Origin of the sequence: Alkalilimnicola ehrlichii (assembly GCF_003399765.1) — a bacterium.
Lineage (GTDB): Bacteria > Pseudomonadota > Gammaproteobacteria > Nitrococcales > AK92 > AK92.
In genome coordinates this window covers 51226-69130 of the sequence record NZ_NFZV01000020.1, presented here as the reverse complement: position 1 = coordinate 69130, position 17905 = coordinate 51226, and the positions used below count along the sequence as shown (strand labels likewise).

Here is a 17905-nt window from a genome sequence, read left to right as displayed (position 1 = left end):
GAGCGAACGCTGCCGAAAGCAGCTGGCGGAATCGACAAACAAGCGCCTCTGAGCTAGCGGAAAGAGCGCCCTGCTTCGCCCCTTCGAGCAAACCAGGCTGACGGCTGCACGAATGCTCGCTTAAACCCTCGCACTCCACCACCAACCACAGCCTGCGCGAACATTAAGGAACCGAATACCAGACTGGGCCCAGGCCGCATGGCATAATGCTAATATTCCAGCTCGGGATGCTAGACAAATCACCGGGGACACCGGCGGCCATTGAATCTATGCGCGTGGCCACATCAGCCGACGAGGATAATTGGGATGACTTCTGTTTTACCCGGCGACGACATTGCCGACGTGTCAGATGTTACTGCACTGCTGCTCAACGCCGACATCAACGTCGGCGAGGTCGTGAGCACACAGCTAGTGCACTGCCCCCGGCCACGCCCCTTCGCCAAGCTGCGCAGCAGATGCAAGCGGCCCGCTGCAGTTCGATTCTGATCATGGACCAAGGCCGCCCTGTCGGCATCTGGACGGAGCGAGACGCACTGACGGTGGATTTCACCGATCCGCAGGAGTTCGAGCGGCCCGTCGAGCAGGTGATGAATCACCCCGTCCGCACCCTCGCCGAGGACACCCCGCTGCGTTCGGTCGCGGCGCTGTTTCAGCGCGAGAGGCTCCGCCACTTTCTGGTACTCGACAAGCAGGGGCAGCCGATAGGGGTTCTCTCCCAGACCGACGTCGTGCTCAACCAAGGTATCGAGCACTTTTTGCGCCTGCGCACCGTGGCCTCGGTAGTGCGCCAGAAGACCCCGCGCCTACCCAGCGATGCGCCGTTAATCGAAGCCGCCGAGCAAATGCGCAGTGCCGCCACCGACGCCGTGCTGGTCAGCTACGACGACGGCGACCACGGCATCCTTACCGAGCGCGATTTGGTAGGCCAGATCGCCGCCGGGCAGCTCAACGCGCCGCTGGAGCAGCTCGCTAGCCGCCCGCTGCTCACCGTCGCCCACGACGAAACCCTATACCGGGTACGCAGCCTGCTGATTGAGCGTGGCATGCGCCACGTCGGCGTTACCGCCGATGGCAAGTTGTTGGGTCTGGTCAGCTTCGCCGAGATCCTGGCGGGCATCGAGGTGACCTATGTCCGCGAACTCCAAAGCGCCCTGCGCGAGCGGGACCGCGCGCTCAATGTCTCCAAACGCAGTCTGCACCTTGCGGAGAAGATCATCGAAAGCTCGCTGGAAGGCGTCATGATTACCGACCCCAACGGCATCATCCAGAGCGTCAATCCGGCGTTTACCCGCCTCACCGGCTATACCCCTGACGAAGTCATCGGCAAAACCCCCAAGATTCTCAGCTCTGGCCGCCACGGCCCAGACTTCTACCAGCGCATGTGGGCCGAACTCAACGCTACCGGCCACTGGCAGGGCGAAATCTGGAATCGGCGCAAGAATGGCGAGATTTATCCCGAACTCATGACCGTCACCGCTATCGCCGACGAGGGCGCCGAGCTGACCCACTACGCGGCAATGTTCAACGACATTTCCCAACTCAAAGAGAGCGAGGAGCGGATCCGCAGCCTAGCCTACTACGACCCGCTGACCGGCCTGCCCAACCGCCGGCTATTGGACGATCGGCTGCAGATGGCCATCGCCCACGCCCACCGCCACCGCTTGCAGATGGCGGTGTTGTTCGTCGACCTGGACCGATTCAAGCAAGTCAACGACCGTCTCGGCCACCGTGCCGGCGACCGCCTGCTGGAGCACATCGCCGAGCGTCTGGTCGCCTGTGTGCGGGAAGACGACACCGTCGCCCGAATGAGCGGCGATGAGTTCGTAATCCTGCTCTCCGAACTCGAAACCGCAGAGGAGGCGGTACAAGCGGCCGAACGCATCACCGCGACCCTGCGCCAACCACTCCACATCGACGGCGAGGCGATTAGCCCCACCGCCAGCGTCGGCATCGCCCTGTACCCCGAACACGGCAACACCGGGGACACCCTGATCAAACATGCCGACACCGCCATGTACCGTGCCAAAAACGGAGGCCGCGATCGCCATAGCGCCTATAGCCCCTCTGCAAACGCCCGCGCCCCGATCGCGACGGCATAGCCAACCCCGAGAGGCGCTCGATAACCGGGTCAAGGTCGCTAGCCGAATCCGGCCGGCGACCTATCGCTGGCTCTGAGCCTCAAGTCTGCACGAACTCAAGAATGGCCTCGGCCACCTGCTCGGGCACTTCCCGGTGTGGGAAGTGCCCGACACCCTCCAGCAACTGGCGCCGGTAAGGGCCGGTAAAAAACCCTCCTTGCCAGCGGAACTATCGGGATGATTACAGGCGTCGGCGGCACCATGCAGTACCAGCGTCGGCACGGCTAAGCGGGGAGCGGGATTAAGTTGTGCCTCGTCTTCCTCATAGGCCGCATCGCCGGCGGCTAAACCCCAGCGGTGGCGGTACGAGTGCAGCACCACGCTTGCCCAGTCCGGGTTTTCGAACGCCAGGGCGGCCAGAGCGAAATCTTTTTCCTGGTACCAACCATCAGGCGACCAGGTATCCCACATCATACGGGCGAAGGCCTGGCTGTCCTGCTCGACGGTGCGCCCGCCGCGAGGTGTGGCCATATACCAGTGGTACCAGTAGTTGCGAGCCTGGATGAGCGAAATGGACTGCTGTGGGCCGTTGGTACCGTAACCCACCGACAACATCACCATATGCGAGGCGACGCCGGCAGCAAGGCCGCAAGCATTGGCCACGGCCCGGGCGCCCCAGTCATGGCCTATTAGTACAGGTCGTCGCAACGCCATGGCAGCGACAAACTCCAACAGGTCACGCCCCAGCGCAGCCAATTGTCCGCTGCGCATGGCATGCGCAGCGCGAAAACGGGTTGGCCCAAACCCTCGCAGGGCCGGGCATAGCACCCGGTAGCCCGCAGTAGCTAAATGTTCGGCGACCACAGCCCAGCCTTCGGGGCTATCCGGCCAGCCGTGGAGCAATACCGCCGTGCGCCGGCCCCGCGGATTCCATTCCAGGTAACCGACTTCCAACGTTGGTGTCGTAACGCTTCGGTACGCCGTCATGCCCTTCATCTCCATCTCGTTAGTGACGACTAGCAGCATAATCACTTGCCACGCGACGATTGACGATGAATTGAATATCATTGATGAAGTTTCATGAATAATCGGATGGACATGACAGTGTCTCGAACCAGTCTGGATATTGTGTTGCTGCGCACGTTCCTTGAGGTGGTCGAGAGCGGCGGTTTTGCAGCTGCTGCCGAAAGGCTGGCGCTAACGCCATCGGCGGTCAGCGGCCACATCAAGCGCTTGGAGCAAGCAACGGAAAGTCGATTATTGGAGCGCACTACCCGTAGCCTACAACTAACCGCCGCCGGGGAGCTGCTCGCTGCCTATGCGCGTAATATCGTCGCCTTGGAGCGAGAGGTACGCGCTCGGCTGAGTGGAGCGAACATCAGCGGACGCTTGCGAATCGGCGCCTCAGAAGATTTTGCCGGCACTTGGCTGCCCCAGGTACTGGAAACCTTTCATCGCTGGCACCCCCAAACGTCCATTGAACTAAAAGTAGGGATCACCGCAGAACTTATCCGGCAACTTCAGGCCGAGCGTTTGGAGGTGGTTTTCGGCAAGCAATGCGCACGTGTGCCCGACAATGGCGAGCCGTTATGGCAAGAGGAACTGGTCTGGGCTTACGCCGCCCACTGCACCTTCGATACTGAGAGAGAGGTGCCGTTGGCCGTTTTTCCCGAGCCTTGTATTTACCGCGAATCGGCGATTGCGGCCTTAAGCCAAGCGACCAAGCCCTGGCGGCTGGCTTTCGAGAGCAGCAGCATGGCGGGTTGCTTGGCTGCGGCAAAAGCGGGATTTGCAGTGACTCCGGTGGCACGCAGCCAATTGCGCGAAGGCCTCAAGGCCCTGGGTACCAAAGAGGGCATGCCGCCGCTGCCCGATGCGTGCTTTTACGCGTTTGCAAACTCTGGCTCGTCGGCTGCCCGGGCGTTGATAGCGCAGGTGAAGGAAGTCGGCTGGCGGCGACGTTTCGCCAGCCTGAGGCCGTGATGCGGTAAGGCTCGGGCCTTTTGTCCGCGCGCACCAGTCGCCCAGGCAATAAGACAACGTAACGTGTCCCCCGCCCCCTCGGCGAAGGAAGCTCAAAGCTCCTCTCTCAGCCAGTCCAGAAAAGCCCTGACCGGCGGGTGACGTTCGCGGCCCGGTTTGCACAGCACCGTGTAGCGAGCCCCAGGCACCTGCACCTCCGGCCGGTAGGCGATCAGCAAACCGTTGCGTAACGTATCCGAAACCAGGATAGAACTTGCCAACACCATACCCTGCCCGGCGATGGCCGCCTGCAGCGCATAGTTTTCCTCTTCGTAGGCGTGCACCGGCATGCTGTCCGAGAGCCAGTCTGCACCGGCGGCCAGACACCAGCGCTCCCACGCCCGATCATAGAGCATGGAGTTGTGCCAGCGGACGGTCAGCAGCGCCGCCGGCAGCTGCTTGCCGGCAGGAGCAAGTTGCGGCGCGCAGTACGCTCCGAAGCTCTCGGCAAGGCCGCCGACCTGATGCAGGTCGGGGTATTCCTTGTCGCCGTAGCGGATGGCGACATCGACGCTGGCATCCTGCTGCAAGTCCAACGGGGCGGGGTTGGTATCCAGCCGCAGGCTCAGCTCCGGATGACGACGATAAAATCGCCCCAACCGAGGAACCAGCCACAGTGCGGCAAAAGAGTGCGTGGTGGTAATCACCAGCCCTGCGGGATCGGGTTGGGGCCGTAGCGAATGAAAAGCATGGGAAATATCCAGCAGCGCACCGTGCAAGCTGCGAAATAGCCGCTCCCCCGCCTCGGTGACTTCCACCCCACGGGCAACACGCCGAAACAACGCCACACCCAGTTGCTGCTCCAGCCGCCGGACCTGGTGGGAAACCGCGGTCGGGGTCACCGCCAAGTCCTCCGCGGCCGCCTTAAAACTACGGAGCCGGGCAGCGGATTCGAAGGTACGCAGTGCCGCGAGCGGCAAGGAGCCAAACATCGCCACTCCTTAAAGTGAATTTGAGTCATCCCAAGTGAACAACGATCACTCGTACCTACCCATTATGCTGATTTAGCATCATCCTTCCAAATAACGGGAAGGAGAAGTGTCATGGAGTATTCGAAAGAGCCCGGATCGTTGTTGGTGCTGGTCGGCAGCCCCCGGCGTAACGGAAACAGCGCAACGCTGGCGCAGGCGGTGCAACGCGGTGCGGAAGCAGCGGGCAACACGGTGAAGCTGCGGTTTCTGGACGATTACATCACCCACTTCCTGCGGGACTGCCGGCGTTGCCGTCAGGACAACGGCAGTTGCAGTATCCCCGACCGTTTTCAGAGCCTATTTCTGGACGAGTTCCTACCGGCAGCCGGCGTGGTGTTCTGTTCGCCTATCTACTGGTACGGCCTGTCCGCACAAATGAAGGCCTTCTTCGACCGCACCTTCTGTTATTACGCCGCATCCTACCCGGACGCCAATCGCGTACTGGAAGCTATGGCGGGCAAGCAATTGGGCCTGGTGCTGGCAGCAGAGGAAAGCTACCCGGGCGCCGCGTTTGCGCCCGTGCACCAACTGCAAGAGTTCACGCGCTACACCCACTCCCGGTTAGTAGGCGTGGTGCGCGGTGTGGGCAACAGTCGCGGCGAGGTGGCAAAGGATCCCAGCGAACCGATTAGCGCCGCGGAGCGCTTGGGCAGGGAGTTTTTCACACGCGGCTACTCCGACTACCGGCTGGAGACACCGCGCAGCCCCCGGGTCTGGGGCTAGCCGAGGTATTCGTTCGGCACACCCGGCTAGGGTTAGCAACGAAAAGACACCGATCCCCCCGTTATGGGGGGCGGCGCGTCGCGCCGGCTGCCCCGTCCAGTACCTATTGCTGACATTATCTGCCACGACATGAGAAGATCCCCCATTCAAGCATTAAAATAAGCAAGGGGATCAGCATCATGCGGCTTTGTATCTTTTCCGGCTCTAGCCCTGGCCGTCTACCGATTTATACCGAAACGGCTACGCGACTTGGCCACGCACTGGCCGATGCCGGCATTGGGCTGGTCTATGGTGGCGCATCGGTCGGTTTGATGGGCGCAGCCGCCGATGCCGCACAAGCCCATGGCGGCGAAGTGATCGGAGTGATCCCGCGCTCCCTGGTGGAAAAGGAAATTGCGCATACGGGTCTGGACGACCTGCGTATCGTCGAATCCATGCATGAACGCAAGGCGCTGATGGCCGAACTGTCCGATGGCTTCATCGCCTTGCCCGGTGGTATCGGCACATTGGAAGAGCTGTTCGAGGTTTGGACATGGGCGCAACTGGGCCATCACACCAAGCCTTGCGCACTAATGAACATCAACGGCTTCTACGATGGTTTGTCCGCGTTTCTCGACCACATCGTGACTGAAGCTTTCCTCAAGCCGGTGCATCGCGGCATGCTGATCGTGGAACAGGATGTGGATGCGCTGCTGACTGCCGTGCGCAGCTATCAGCCGCCCCAAGTCACCAAGTGGATCAAACGGGAGGACACCTGACGGCGAACCCGCCTGGGCGGTACAGTCATGTCCTCGAACCAGCTTCCGCTGATGCAGGATGAATATTGCCCACCTACCGCACAGTGTAGTTACCAAGGTCTTCAGCAATGGTGTCTCGCGCGGCCCTCCTTCGGCTAAACCTTCGCCAGACCGGACTGGAGGGCCTGATGAGCGAAAGTCGTTGAATCGGCGGGTAACGTGAGGGACCACTGCACCCCCTCCGAGCCATGCCGATGACGTGAGCGGTACACGTTAAACCCGTCTGTGCATTTCTTAATCGATGGCGAATAGGTATCCTCACCCCAACATGACAACCGAGGCGAGCGAGCACACCCGATTACCCATGCCGTCCGTCCTCGCCTCGGCGCAAAGATTCGCAGTGAACAGAAAAGGAGACGACATGGCCCGTGAATGGCGAGTTTATCTTTCCGGCGAAATCCATAGCGACTGGCGCGAGCAAATCATCGCCGGTACGCGCGAGCGGGGCCTACCCGTACGTTTCGACTCCCCGGTAACGGACCACGAAGCATCCGACCTATGCGGCGTACGCATCCTTGGCGACGAGGACAAAAAGTTCTGGGAAGACCGCAAAGGCGCCGGCGTCAATGCCATCCGCACACAAACCTTGATCCGCGAAGCGGACATCGTGATCGTGCGCTTCGGCCCAAAATACAAACAGTGGAATGCCGCTTTCGACGCAGGCTACGCAGCAGCACTGGGAAAAGCCATCGTCACCCTGCATGACGAAGAGCACAATCACGCGCTCAAGGAAGTCGACGCCGCCGCCCTCGCCACGGCCGCCGAGCCCCGCCAGGTAGTGGAAATCCTCGATTACGTCATCCGCGGCTGAGCGTAACGAGCATCGAGCGGGGCCGCATCGCAGCGATGCCGTGCCGCTCGATGCCTTAGACGAACAGGCCGCGCCCCTCGAACACGAAGGCACAACCGCCCTCGCCATCCTCGACCTGCTGATGACCGGCCTCTAAGCCAAAAAACCGCAGGCTTGTGCTGTCCGTTTCCAAATGGGTGTCCAGCACCCCCAACCAAATGTCCTCGTAATCTCTTGCTAGGGCAGATAGCGCGATAGAGTGTTTATAACCTCTTCGTTCTCTGTCAATTGCGCAATATCCATAGGCCCTAAGCCGTTTGCTAAACGGGCTTGGCTGAGGTCAAAGCCAGATTCAAGTAGGATCTCTATGGTATCGAGGTCGCCCAAGGTAATGGCTTGTAGCATCGGGTCTAAACCATCTTTGTTAGGCGTTTGGATGTTGGCGCCGGCATCTATTAGTAACGCCACCATATCGCTTCGCTCGCAAGACGCTGCCGCCAGAAGCGGAGTCATTCCAGAGGCGTCCTGCCAATCGGGCGAGGCACCGGCCTGAAGGAGAGCGTTAACGACGTTTGGCCGCCCGGCAATCACCGCTCCACTGAGGATTTCAGGGTCTAAAGTGGCCCAGTCGGCGTTTTGGACCCATTCGGAAATCTTATTGGCCTTTCCCAGTACAGCCGCGTAGTAAACAATGCTCTTTCCATACAACTCGTCACTGCCGTCCGAACGCTCTATGAGTTCGCCGGCGTTTGCTGGGACAGTCTCGACCAAGTAGTCGCATGGGCTATTCGACGCTTGCACGTGTGACGCCGTAAGAACCAATAAGAAAAATACAAAAAAGCATGTGAAGAGAATCCATGACCTTTGTACAAAAGCGAACATGCGACTGTTACCTGACTGATTGAAAGAAGTTTCTGAGGACATCCTCTGGCCGCCCGCCTTCATCATATTTTTCCCAGTCGACCTTTCCCCAGTCGATTAAAGAACCCTGATGATGAGGATAGTGCATTCCTATCAGGCGGTAGTACTCAATGTCGTTTAACCCTCTCTGAATTGTGATTTCTAATAGACGGTGAGATATATCACCGTATGCTCTTGCTGTCGTGATCCGATCAATATGGGATGTTCCATACTTTTTCTTCTCTAGCAACTTGGCTAGAGTCTCTACGAGCTCTTCCGTCACGCTACCCATAATACTGGCGTTTCTCTTTCGAGTTGTTGTTGTCTTCTGAGAGTGATCGTCGCTCAAGCGCTTAGGCCAAAAACATTCCCGCTCATATGCTCCCACTTTATGGAGCTATAGCGCATAGCTATTTGCTCAAGAGGTGGGGTATTTTCGCGTTTTAATTCTTTTACGTTATGCATCTTCATTTTAATTGAACTAATGCGGGCGTCTTTCAGTTCGTGACGAAAATATAGGCGCTCGCTTCCTCCCGCATCAATCTTGTACCAGTGAATCAAGACCTTTGCGAACGTGCGGCCGGTACAACATGCTTTCATGAGATACGGAGAAGATGCATCGATTGGCTTTACGAAAATAGCAGGAGCATGCTTGGGAAGGCTCGTAATCACCCCAAGATCGGGGTCATAAGAAAGTGCAATACAGTGGTGAAACGCAAGTGTTTCAACGGTTCCTTCTCGTTCAGCAACTTGAGAGCCGCCCTGGATTTGGAGTCCCTCACAGTCATAAAGTTCTATATAGGCGGGCAGCGCCATAGTTATCCTCCTTGAAATGTCCTAGCCTTTCCATGTAAACATCTGGCGCATGACCTGCCTACTTTTAGCTGGGAAGCAAGCGCAACAATATAACTCTACTTTAGAGGTTCAGGGCCGTCAATTAGGGAACCTAATTGTTCGCAGGGCCCATCGGAAACGACTGCCAAGACCTCCCGGGCATAAGAACACCCACAAAGCGCGCAAACGCTATGAATGGCCCGCACCAGCTTAAGCCCGACGGCTAAGGCCCGACGCCGTCTCGCCCAATCCGCTCGATTTCCTCTCGGCAAAGGCTTTCAGTCAGCTCCAGCAGGCGTTTGACGCGCGGGGCCAAGTAGTCAATGTCGCCGGGAAACACCGGGAAGGCTTTCTTGTAGCGGGCGCCGATATAGGCCTTATCCAGTAACTCGAAGCGTTTTTTCTCTTTCTCCCCAAGCTGCGGGAACAGCTCGCGGTACACCGGGCCGTACAGCGCGGCGCGCTCGCCCAGCCACTCCAATAAGTGCTCGTGAGGAGCATAGGAGGTAAAAACTAGCAGGATGGCCTTGTACGCGGACTCGGTAGCTTGGTTCAGATTGAAGATTGCACGCCGAAGGTCATTGTCTTGTAAAAAGAACTCGAACCCACGGTAAAACTGCCGGGAGGCTTGATACCACTCATCGAAGTCATCCTGCACAATCCGCTGCGCTTCCACGGGTGTTAATTCCCGCGGCTCAGCTAATTCGACCCGTCCGGCGTCGTACAACAACCGCCCTTCGCGCTTAATGTCCAGGAAGAAATACCGGCCGTCGGAGAGGTTGGCATTGACGTCGGCAATGTCATGCAGAATGGGACTCACCCGCGCCGAAAAACCCTGGCTCTTGCACACATCCCGCAGCGCCTTGCGGATGTTGGCATCCTCCGCCACTTCAGCGTTCTCGACAATCACCAGCAAATCATAGTCCGAGGCATGCCCCGACCAGCGCTTGGGCGCTAGATCCTTTTCTTCCTTGTAGTCGCCGCGTGCGTAGGAGCCGAAGAGAATAATCATCGCCACCGGCGTGACCTGGCGCAGCAGCTCGACGATCGCCTCAAGCTCGCGCTGTTTGTCTGCCGGCAGATGGCTTAAATCGGTACGCATCGGTGAGTCGTCATCGAGACTGTGCATTATCGGCCCCATCGTCGTCATGCTTTCCTAACATCCTTATTCTTGTCGCACGCACGCCGGTATGGCGCTATGATTCGCGCGGCGACCTGACCATGCTCCCTCCCCCGGCAATCATCCGACATTCGATACATCAGCCTAGCCAGCCCCAACCAGCCGCCCAATGTCAGAATATGAGACCTGCTCCCGTTCGCGAGGCTTCGCTGAATTACTCAGCCCAGTTCTCAACCGATAAGCCAGGTACCCGAGCAAACCCCCGGTTGTTGTTTGTCACTAAGGTCGCACCCAAACAGCGTGCATGCGCTGCGATTAGCAGATCATTACCGCCTATAATCTGACCACTGGCAGTCAACTCAGCTCGTATCTCACCATAGGCATCGGCCGCCACCGCCGGCCAATCCAGCACACGGACGAAGGCAAGAAACTCCTCTAACGCCGCCTGACTGCGCTCACGATATTGAGACTTAGCTATGCCGTAGCGCAACTCGGCCAACACGACGGCCGAGAGAGCAACATCGTCGACTGAGACCGTTTGCAAGCGTTCTGCGACACTCGCAGGCTTGTGCTTCATCACATAAATGCAGATGTTGGTGTCGAGCATGTAGCGCATTACAGCGCGTCTCGATCCTGGGGCGGTGTATCTTCGATGCTATCGGGAAAGTCCTCCGGCAGCAGAGGCGACTTACTGAAATAATCGCTCCATGTGCGCGGTTTCGGGCGCAGCACGATTTCATCCCCGCGGCGCTCGATGTAAACCTGATCGGCATCCAACGTGAAGTCGCGTGGTAAACGCACGGCTTGATTGCGACCGTTGCGGAACAAGCTTGCTGTACGTAACTCCGACATAACGGCCTCCCTAGGGCATGTGCCCCGAAGTATAGGACGGCCGCCAAGCCTATACAAATAGCATATGCATACAACAAGGGGGATTCAGCAACTGCCCCATGAGTACAAGAGCTCGATCTATCAGCCTATGCCGGCTCTGACAAACCGCCCATTGGTGGAATATGAGACCTGCCCCCCGTTCGGCGCTCGAAACGAGGAATTCCGTTCGCGCGCAAAATCCGCAAAGAACACATTTCATTGACAAAACAGGAAGATACGCCGATCACACCCCTCAATTTCATTGAATTATTTGGTAACTGGCAGGTCTATATGTCTATTGGATCGTCAGTCACGGAGAGACTGCCATGCTCGCCCGCTCCGCCTCGACCCACGCGTCTGACCCCTACCGGGCCGGCCTGGAGCTTGGCTCGGCGCTCTGCGACAACCATCCTGAAGTGATTTTCCTGTTTTCCAGCGTCCACTACGGCCATTCTAACGAGCTGCTCGAAGGCATCTACGACAGCCTGGAGCGAGACGATACTGTGGTCGTGGGCAATACCGGCGACGGCTTTTACGAAACCGGCGGCGTCGGCGATATCGGCGCCGCCGCCCTGGGCCTGAACACGCAGGGCCGGGTTCGCTGGCATACCGCGGTCGCTCACGGCGTACACGAGCACTCCGCCAAAACCGTACACGAGGCGCTCGCAAAGCTACAGGCCGAGCTACAGGGCGTACAACCCGCGTTTATGTTCCTTACGTCGGACTTCAAGGTCGACCCTAGCATTCTGGAGAAGATCATCGAACGCGAAACGTCGGTGCCGCTGATGGGCGGTCTTGCCGCCGACGACAACCAGATGGCGTTCTGCGCCCTGTACAACCGGGAAGTCCATTACGACGCCATACTGCTGTTGGCGGCCGTCGGCGACATCGATTTCCGCATCGTCATCGGCAACGCCCTCACCACCCCGATCGGCAAGCCGGGAGTCATCGACAGAGCCGAAGGCAGCAAGATCTATACGATAGACGGCACGACCGCGATGGACTTCCTCGAACGGGAGACCGGCCGACCGCTGATGCAATCCGACCGCGGGGTGACTTCGCTCACGATCATCGACACCGATCAACCCGAAATCAGGCGGTTGCGTTCGCTCGCGCCGGGCTTTTCCTCCACGGATTCTTCACTGGGCCTGTACGGCGGCATCGAGCGCGGCAAGACGGTTCAGGTTCGTCTCGCGCAGCCGGACGAGATCCTCCGCGAGGTGTACGAGATCGCCGAACAGGTGAACGCGGACGACTTCGACCCAGCGGCGGCGGTGATCGTCAGCTGTGCCGGCCGCAAGTGGGTACTGGGAGAGAGAATCGATCATGAGGTGAAGGCCCTGGCCGAGCGATTTGGGCACAATCTGGCAATTGCCGGTTTTCCTCGTTCGGCGAACTCGGACCGCTGTGGGGGTCGCAGGGCTACTCGCGCAACTTGTTTCACAACATGACCTACGTGCTGCTGTTAATCGGCCGGTGACCGGCATGCACTTTATTAGCGCCGAGCAGCCTGCCCCACCTGGATTCGAGCAGCGCATGCCCAGCAAGGCCGATCTGCTGCGCGATCCGGTGCTGGTGCTGACCGCCCGTCCGGACACGGCGCTGGCGCCCCTCCACGGCAGCGTGGAGCGTATGCGTGGGCTCGTCGCAGTACCTGCCGAGCACCTGACGGTTCAGCAGATGGCACCGCAGCTGTGGCGGATAGAGATTCCACAGGTCTTCGTACCTGAGCTGCGAAAGCTGTTCACGCCTATGCTCAGGATCCTGCAGGAGATGGAAACGCTGCTGGACGACCGCACCCGGCTCGATATTCAGCTAAAGCGGGTCAGCCGCGATCTTGCCGTTACGCATGAAGACTATCAGCGCGTTGCTAATCGACTCTCGAAGCAGGTTGCCGACCTGACCGCGGCTCAGGCCGAGATCCTCCAGCTCAATCGCGTCCTGGAGCGGCGAGTCGAGGCACGCACCGCCCAGCTCGCCGCCGCGAATCAGGATTTGATGGCAGCCAAGGAAGCAGCCGAGGCCGCCAACCAAGCCAAGAGCCTGTTCCTGGCCACCGTGAGCCACGAGATTCGCACCCCTATGAATGCGATCATCGGCATGCTGGAGCTGATGACAGACACCGCGCTCGACGCCAAACAGCAGAAGATGATTGGCACAGTCCAGGAATCGACCTTCTCGCTGCTCAATATCCTCAACGACATCCTCGACCTCTCCAAGATCGAAGCGGGACGGATGGACATCGAGCAGGCGCCGGTAGATCTGCTGGACGTGGTGGAAGGCGTGGCCGAAACCCTGCTGCCGATGGCGGTCAAAAAACACCTGCGCCTGCGCACTGAGGTCGATCCGGCCATCCCGCGCCGCATCCTGGGCGATGCCGTGCGAATTCGCCAGATTCTCTTCAACCTGGGCAGCAATGCGGTAAAGTTCACCGAAACCTCGCCCAATCGGCTGGGTAAGGTGATGCTCCGTGCCGAGCTGGCAGAGCGCAGTGAGCGGCAAGTCGTAATCCGCTTCGTAGTCGACGACAACGGCATCGGCATGAGCGCCAAGACCCAGGCCGAGCTGTTTCACCCGTTCAGCCAGGGCGAGCTGGACGTGGCGCGGCGGCACGGCGGCATAGGCCTGGGCATGTCGATCTGCAAACGGCTGGTCGACATGATGGGCGGCACCATCACCGTCGAGAGCGAACAAGGCGTCGGCTCGCGGTTTCAAGTTAAAGTGACGTTTCCCATCGCCGCGGAACAAATTCCGCCGCCGGATCTGCACGGCGCCGACGTGCTGTGCACCATCGACGACCCATCCATGGCAGCCACCGTACGGCGTTATCTGGAACACTACGGCGCCCGCGTGGCGAGCGCACCGGACCTCGACCGCGTGCAGCAAATCCTGCGCGAACGCGCTGGCACGCGGCCTATTTTAGTCGTCTACACCCCTAGCATGCAGGCACGCTGGACCGCCCAACTGACCGACCTTTTCGGCGGCAACATCGTGGCGCTGGTTCCGCGCAACGAAATGAGCCCGCCTCTCGCCAAGCGTTTTGTCAGCGTGCAAGCCGACCCGCTACGGCGGGACGATCTGCTTCGCGCTGTGGCGGAGGCCAGACACGGCCGCACATCCTCGTCGTACTCCTGCAGCAGTGCCGCGGCGCCGCCGACACTGCCGGCTATCGACGGGCGGCGACCACGGATTCTAGTGGTGGAAGACAACCTCACCAACCAGGACGTGGCGCGCATGCAGCTGGAACGGCTGGGTGCTGACAGCACCGTTGCCGGCACCGGCCAGGAGGCGCTGAAAAAGTGCGAGGAGGCAGAATACGACCTCATCCTCACCGACTGCCACATGCCGGTGATGGACGGCTCCGCATTCGCGCAGGCCATCCGCGCCAAGGAGCAGGTACAGGGCGGGCACGTGGCGATCATCGCCGTAACGGCCAACGCCGTTCGCGGCGAGGAGCAGCGATGCCTCAGCGGCGGCATGGACGGCTACCTGGCCAAGCCCGTTCAGATCAGGCAACTGTACAAGACGATCATGAGCCACTTGCGGCGGACCGCTAAGGACAGCGCACCGCGGGCACACGAACACGAACAACTCTCAACCCTAGACCCGACCAGGCTGGACGACATTGTAGGCCCCGACCCCGCCCTACATGCCCGCATCATCGAATCCTATCGCCAGGATGCCCCGCGCAAACTTGCCGCCATAGACGATGCCGTGCAGCGTGGCGATGTCGAAGCCGCCGCGCTATCCGCCCACAGTCTGAAATCGTCGTCCAAGGCTTTGGGCGCCGATCGGATGGCCGCATGTTGTCAGCGATTGGAACGACTGGGAGAGTCCAGAACCAGGGCGCCAGACGCAGCCGCGATAGCCTTGGAGGCGCTGCGCGCCGAGTTCGACGCCCTGGAGTCGGCGCTGGATCGTCTGGCCGCCGGCAAGACCAGCAAGACGCGACTCTAGGCGAGGCTGTCGCGGACAAGGCTTCGTCGGAGCATTTACGGCTTCGGGTAGCGCTTCCAGCAGCGCTACCACCGCTACGGCTTCATGCGTAGCGCCCAACACGAGATAGGCGCCAATGAGGAAAGAACGGCTTTCCCGCCTGCGAGCTCTGGTCGTAGACGACGACCCTTTCATGCAGGAGCTGGTCAAGCTCACCCTGGAGCGCCTGGGGCTGGCCGATGTGCAGACTGCTGGGGACGGGCGGGAAGCATTAGACAAGATAAACCAGGGCAATCCGTTCGACCTGGTGTTGTGCGACCTGCACATGCCGGGAATGGACGGCATCGAGCTCTTGCGCCACTTGAGCGACTTTGAGTTCGGCGGCGGGCTCATTCTCTTCAGCGGTACCGACGAACGTATCCTGCGCGCTGCCGTGAGCTTGGCGCGCGCACGTTTCCTGAACGTACTCGGCTCTATCCACAAGCCAGTGACGCTCAATGCCCTGGCAAGCCTCATCTTCCGTTTCGAGGAAGCAGCGGGGTGCGGCAAGAAAACCGGCCAGCGTGTCTCGGTACTAACAAAGCACGAGCTCAAGCAATCGCTGGCGGAGGATCACCTGACCTTGTTCTATCAACCGCAGGTCGACATGTACTCGGGTGCTGTGGTGGGCGTCGAAGCGCTGGCACGCCTGCGTCACTCGACTCACGGCGTACTGCGTCCGGCGGCCTTCGTACCGCTCACCGAAGACGACGACCTCATCGTGCCGTTCACCGAGGCTATCCTTAAGCAGGCGCTTAACCAAGCGCTGCGCTGGAGCGAGGACGGCCAGAAACTGCGGGTGGCCATCAACCTCTCGGCGGCGGCGCTAACGCAGCTGGATCTGCCGCAGATTTTTGCAGACTGTTGCTCCGGCAACGGCTTGCCCCCCGAGCTGGTCATGCTCGAAATCACAGAAAGCCAGATTACCAGCGACGCCATCGAGAGCCTGGAAGTGCTTACCCGCATGCGCCTGCACGGCATACAGCTTTCCATCGACGACTTCGGGACCGGCTACTCCTCGTTGGAGCGCCTCAAACAGATTCCCTTCGACGAGCTGAAGATCGACGGCAGCTTCGTGCACGGCGCCGTCAGCGACATCACGGCCAAAGCCATCTTTACCTCCAGCGTGGCTCTGGGCAAGCAGTTGGCACTTTCGGTGCTCGCCGAAGGCGTCGAGACACCGGAAGACTGGTCGCTCGCGCTCGACCTGGGCTGCGACCTGGTGCAGGGCTATTACGTCGCGCACCCGATGGCACCCGACGATCTAAATCGTTGGATGCGGGACTGGAAAGGGTTGGCGAACTTACCCAGCCACTAGCGTCCCGGCACGCGCCCAGGGTACGTGCAGACTGAGCAGCCCCCTCTCCCCCTGCGATCATCCAGCATTCGACGCACCGACCTATGCCAGCCGGCAAAATGTTGGAATGTGAGAGTTGGGCCCGGTCTTGTCTTCACGGCCGTACCTTCACACATAACGCTTCGCATAACCGGCGCCGCTTTTGGCCACCCAAGCTCACGCGCTTGTTAGCCACTTTTATTGATGACAGGCCGATACCGGTCCTGAATTCGCTTGGTTGCCTCGGATAGTGGCTCAAGACCTATATCCCGCCGTAAGAGGTCAACTTTGCCAGGCTCCGCGATTGGCAAGGGAAAGGCAATGCCGTTCTCGTCGAAATCGTGCTGCGTTCCGTAGATTTGTGGCTTACCCGCCATGGTTAACACCCTGTCTTGCAGATACGCCAGGCACCAGCCTTCGGCGTCGCCATTCTTTACCGCTTCTTCCAGCAAGGGCAAAGCTCGTTCCATGAACGCAGTGTCCAAAACCGCATGTTGAACCATCAGCCACGCTGCCTTGGCGCCCTCCTTCCCGACCAGGGCGACACCAGGCCAACCGTACTCGCCAACGATCGCCTTGATTCGTGCATTATTCCGCTCATGCACGGCGCGCATCCGCGGGTGGTACTCCTGTTCACGCAACTCGCCCGCGTCCATGAGTTCCCGCAGGACTCGCTGGTCTTCCTCCTGCATCGACAGTAGCTCTTGACGCAACCGATGATTCATCGCCGTGGGCTCCTTGGCTAACAATGTATTCAGCGGTCGGTTTGTGAAGCGACAGCCTAACAGACCGATTCGGCGGAGGCCTGTCAGGGCCGGAGCGTACTGGATGACTGGCGATGTTTTACTCATACAAGGCCAGCTCATCCCTCAAGCATTGCGCCAAATCTGTGGGTTCCATTACCCAGAAAACCCACTCCTTATTTGGAAACACCCCGACCTTGATCCCGTCGCGCTCGAATGTTGGCAGCCAATGGGACAGGAACTCTTCCAAAGCGATTTCAACCGCATGATGGCCAGGGAAATGCGCATCTGTGATTTTTGAGCATATTCTGGATGCGGCCAAACAGGAAAATACTCCCAATCATCAGGGGTGATCGGAACAAGCCAACCTTCGTCGTTTTTTACGCCCCATAATTGCTGCCAATCTACCACCTTACCGACAAAATGAGCGCTTCGATCCGCACCGCTAAGGGTTAATACAGACTCATATTGTTGAGGGCTCATTCGGTATGGCATTGATATCCCTTTGAGCATAACGTCGCGCACGCTGAAGATCAGCCCCTATGACGTGGACTCCTACATGAAGTAAATGAGCTCATCATGATATTCGACGAACACACGGACGAGAAGGTCGGTCTCCAGCGATTGCATGAGCAGCCCGCCGACAAACCTACCGCCAGGCCCAAGTGGCAGTTGGATCGGCGCGATTAGCGCCGCGCTACGCTCCGCCACCACCCGGTTGAGGTCGGTTTCGCGCATGGAGCGGG

At 59.5% G+C, this 17905-nt stretch carries 19 protein-coding genes and 1 pseudogene; 8 read left to right on the top strand and 12 right to left on the bottom strand.

Translation table 11 applies throughout. The features are described 5' to 3' along the window. Positions 1-206: 206 nt before the first annotated feature. Complete coding sequence (locus tag CAI21_RS16815; protein ID WP_116303352.1) at positions 207-2099, top strand: GGDEF domain-containing protein; 1893 nt, start codon at positions 207-209, stop codon at positions 2097-2099. 60 nt (positions 2100-2159) lie between these two features. On the opposite strand, the gene CAI21_RS16810 is transcribed toward CAI21_RS16815, so the two are convergent. Continuing rightward, positions 2160-3104, bottom strand: coding sequence for an alpha/beta hydrolase (locus CAI21_RS16810; RefSeq protein ID WP_258868252.1), 945 nt, complete (start codon positions 3102-3104; stop codon positions 2160-2162). Positions 3105-3158: 54 nt separating this feature from the next. On the opposite strand from CAI21_RS16810, the gene CAI21_RS16805 reads away from it, so the two are divergent. After that, the gene (locus CAI21_RS16805) at positions 3159-4061 is read left to right on the top strand and encodes a LysR substrate-binding domain-containing protein (protein WP_220348623.1); all 903 of its coding nucleotides are present in this window, start codon (positions 3159-3161) and stop codon (positions 4059-4061) included. 92 nt (positions 4062-4153) lie between these two features. Here CAI21_RS16805 and CAI21_RS16800 read toward each other — a convergent pair whose 3' ends face one another. Further along, positions 4154-5032, bottom strand: coding sequence for a LysR substrate-binding domain-containing protein (locus CAI21_RS16800; RefSeq protein ID WP_116303351.1), 879 nt, complete (start codon positions 5030-5032; stop codon positions 4154-4156). 111 nt (positions 5033-5143) lie between these two features. On the opposite strand from CAI21_RS16800, the gene CAI21_RS16795 reads away from it, so the two are divergent. The 3 genes from CAI21_RS16795 (at position 5144) to CAI21_RS16785 (ending at position 7402) form a co-directional block, all read left to right on the top strand. Then, positions 5144-5794, top strand: a complete 651-nt coding sequence (locus CAI21_RS16795) for a flavodoxin family protein (protein ID WP_116303350.1) — start codon at positions 5144-5146, stop codon at positions 5792-5794. A gap of 179 nt (positions 5795-5973) precedes the next feature. Then, entirely contained in the window at positions 5974-6552 is a 579-nt protein-coding gene (locus CAI21_RS16790; protein ID WP_116303349.1) for an LOG family protein, read from the top strand. Between the two features lie 400 nt (positions 6553-6952). Continuing rightward, on the top strand, positions 6953-7402 hold the full coding sequence (locus CAI21_RS16785; RefSeq protein WP_116303348.1) for a YtoQ family protein: 450 nt from the start codon (positions 6953-6955) through the stop codon (positions 7400-7402). A 55-nt stretch (positions 7403-7457) separates the two neighbouring features. Here the strand turns inward: CAI21_RS16785 and CAI21_RS23295 are convergent, their stop codons facing one another. The 7 genes from CAI21_RS23295 to CAI21_RS16760 form a co-directional block, all read right to left on the bottom strand. Beyond that, positions 7458-7595, bottom strand: coding sequence for a hypothetical protein (locus CAI21_RS23295; RefSeq protein ID WP_181919486.1), 138 nt, complete (start codon positions 7593-7595; stop codon positions 7458-7460). Positions 7596-7618: 23 nt separating this feature from the next. Beyond that, entirely contained in the window at positions 7619-8182 is a 564-nt protein-coding gene (locus CAI21_RS16780; protein WP_220348621.1) for an ankyrin repeat domain-containing protein, read from the bottom strand. Between the two features lie 88 nt (positions 8183-8270). Continuing rightward, entirely contained in the window at positions 8271-8630 is a 360-nt protein-coding gene (locus CAI21_RS24135; RefSeq protein ID WP_220348611.1) for a hypothetical protein, read from the bottom strand. Further along, complete coding sequence (locus CAI21_RS16775; protein WP_116303346.1) at positions 8627-9097, bottom strand: Hcp family type VI secretion system effector; 471 nt, start codon at positions 9095-9097, stop codon at positions 8627-8629. Before CAI21_RS16775 ends, CAI21_RS24135 begins: the two co-directional genes overlap by 4 nt. A gap of 241 nt (positions 9098-9338) precedes the next feature. Continuing rightward, positions 9339-10265, bottom strand: a complete 927-nt coding sequence (locus CAI21_RS16770) for a HEPN domain-containing protein (protein ID WP_116303345.1) — start codon at positions 10263-10265, stop codon at positions 9339-9341. Between the two features lie 184 nt (positions 10266-10449). Next, positions 10450-10851: a type II toxin-antitoxin system tRNA(fMet)-specific endonuclease VapC gene (vapC, locus tag CAI21_RS16765; protein WP_116303344.1), complete on the bottom strand. Its 402-nt coding sequence runs from the start codon at positions 10849-10851 to the stop codon at positions 10450-10452. Further along, complete coding sequence (locus CAI21_RS16760) at positions 10851-11087, bottom strand: antitoxin (RefSeq protein ID WP_116303343.1); 237 nt, start codon at positions 11085-11087, stop codon at positions 10851-10853. The genes vapC and CAI21_RS16760 overlap by 1 nt, the downstream gene beginning before the upstream one ends. A 344-nt stretch (positions 11088-11431) precedes the next feature. On the opposite strand from CAI21_RS16760, the gene CAI21_RS16755 reads away from it, so the two are divergent. The 3 genes from CAI21_RS16755 (at position 11432) to CAI21_RS16745 (ending at position 16398) form a co-directional block, all read left to right on the top strand. Then, positions 11432-12556 (top strand): FIST N-terminal domain-containing protein, encoded by a 1125-nt coding sequence (locus CAI21_RS16755; RefSeq protein WP_220348609.1) that lies wholly within the window; start codon positions 11432-11434, stop codon positions 12554-12556. A gap of 34 nt (positions 12557-12590) precedes the next feature. Further along, on the top strand, positions 12591-15062 hold the full coding sequence (locus CAI21_RS16750) for a hybrid sensor histidine kinase/response regulator (protein WP_116303342.1): 2472 nt from the start codon (positions 12591-12593) through the stop codon (positions 15060-15062). A 115-nt stretch (positions 15063-15177) separates the two neighbouring features. Further along, positions 15178-16398, top strand: coding sequence for an EAL domain-containing response regulator (locus CAI21_RS16745; RefSeq protein WP_116303341.1), 1221 nt, complete (start codon positions 15178-15180; stop codon positions 16396-16398). 206 nt (positions 16399-16604) lie between these two features. Here CAI21_RS16745 and CAI21_RS16740 read toward each other — a convergent pair whose 3' ends face one another. From CAI21_RS16740 to CAI21_RS16730, 3 genes and pseudogenes are all read right to left on the bottom strand, one after another. Continuing rightward, positions 16605-17141 carry a DUF6624 domain-containing protein gene (locus CAI21_RS16740; protein ID WP_116303340.1) on the bottom strand — a complete coding sequence of 179 codons (537 nt, stop codon included), beginning with the start codon at positions 17139-17141 and terminating at the stop codon, positions 16605-16607. A gap of 118 nt (positions 17142-17259) precedes the next feature. Further along, positions 17260-17642, bottom strand: a pseudogene (locus CAI21_RS26105) (DUF2750 domain-containing protein). A gap of 72 nt (positions 17643-17714) precedes the next feature. Beyond that, positions 17715-17897: a hypothetical protein gene (locus CAI21_RS16730; protein WP_116303338.1), complete on the bottom strand. Its 183-nt coding sequence runs from the start codon at positions 17895-17897 to the stop codon at positions 17715-17717. Between the last annotated feature and the right edge of the window lie 8 nt (positions 17898-17905).

Excerpts from the sequence above, each read along its gene's own strand:
- CAI21_RS16815 (WP_116303352.1), top strand. The coding sequence starts at position 207 with ATGCTAATATTCCAGCTCGGGATGCTAGACAAATCACCGGGGACACCG.
- CAI21_RS16810 (WP_258868252.1), bottom strand. The coding sequence starts at position 3,104 with ATGCTGCTAGTCGTCACTAACGAGATGGAGATGAAGGGCATGACGGCG.
- CAI21_RS16745 (WP_116303341.1), top strand. The coding sequence starts at position 15,178 with ATGAGGAAAGAACGGCTTTCCCGCCTGCGAGCTCTGGTCGTAGACGAC.
- CAI21_RS16755 (WP_220348609.1), top strand. The coding sequence starts at position 11,432 with ATGCTCGCCCGCTCCGCCTCGACCCACGCGTCTGACCCCTACCGGGCC.
- CAI21_RS16800 (WP_116303351.1), bottom strand. The coding sequence starts at position 5,032 with ATGTTTGGCTCCTTGCCGCTCGCGGCACTGCGTACCTTCGAATCCGCT.
- CAI21_RS16770 (WP_116303345.1), bottom strand. The coding sequence starts at position 10,265 with ATGACGACGATGGGGCCGATAATGCACAGTCTCGATGACGACTCACCG.
- CAI21_RS16775 (WP_116303346.1), bottom strand. The coding sequence starts at position 9,097 with ATGGCGCTGCCCGCCTATATAGAACTTTATGACTGTGAGGGACTCCAA.
- CAI21_RS16785 (WP_116303348.1), top strand. The coding sequence starts at position 6,953 with ATGGCCCGTGAATGGCGAGTTTATCTTTCCGGCGAAATCCATAGCGAC.
- CAI21_RS16760 (WP_116303343.1), bottom strand. The coding sequence starts at position 11,087 with ATGTCGGAGTTACGTACAGCAAGCTTGTTCCGCAACGGTCGCAATCAA.
- CAI21_RS16740 (WP_116303340.1), bottom strand. The coding sequence starts at position 17,141 with ATGAATCATCGGTTGCGTCAAGAGCTACTGTCGATGCAGGAGGAAGAC.
- CAI21_RS16805 (WP_220348623.1), top strand. The coding sequence starts at position 3,159 with ATGAATAATCGGATGGACATGACAGTGTCTCGAACCAGTCTGGATATT.
- CAI21_RS16795 (WP_116303350.1), top strand. The coding sequence starts at position 5,144 with ATGGAGTATTCGAAAGAGCCCGGATCGTTGTTGGTGCTGGTCGGCAGC.
- CAI21_RS16790 (WP_116303349.1), top strand. The coding sequence starts at position 5,974 with ATGCGGCTTTGTATCTTTTCCGGCTCTAGCCCTGGCCGTCTACCGATT.
- vapC (WP_116303344.1), bottom strand. The coding sequence starts at position 10,851 with ATGCGCTACATGCTCGACACCAACATCTGCATTTATGTGATGAAGCAC.
- CAI21_RS16730 (WP_116303338.1), bottom strand. The coding sequence starts at position 17,897 with ATGCGCGAAACCGACCTCAACCGGGTGGTGGCGGAGCGTAGCGCGGCG.
- CAI21_RS16750 (WP_116303342.1), top strand. The coding sequence starts at position 12,591 with ATGCACTTTATTAGCGCCGAGCAGCCTGCCCCACCTGGATTCGAGCAG.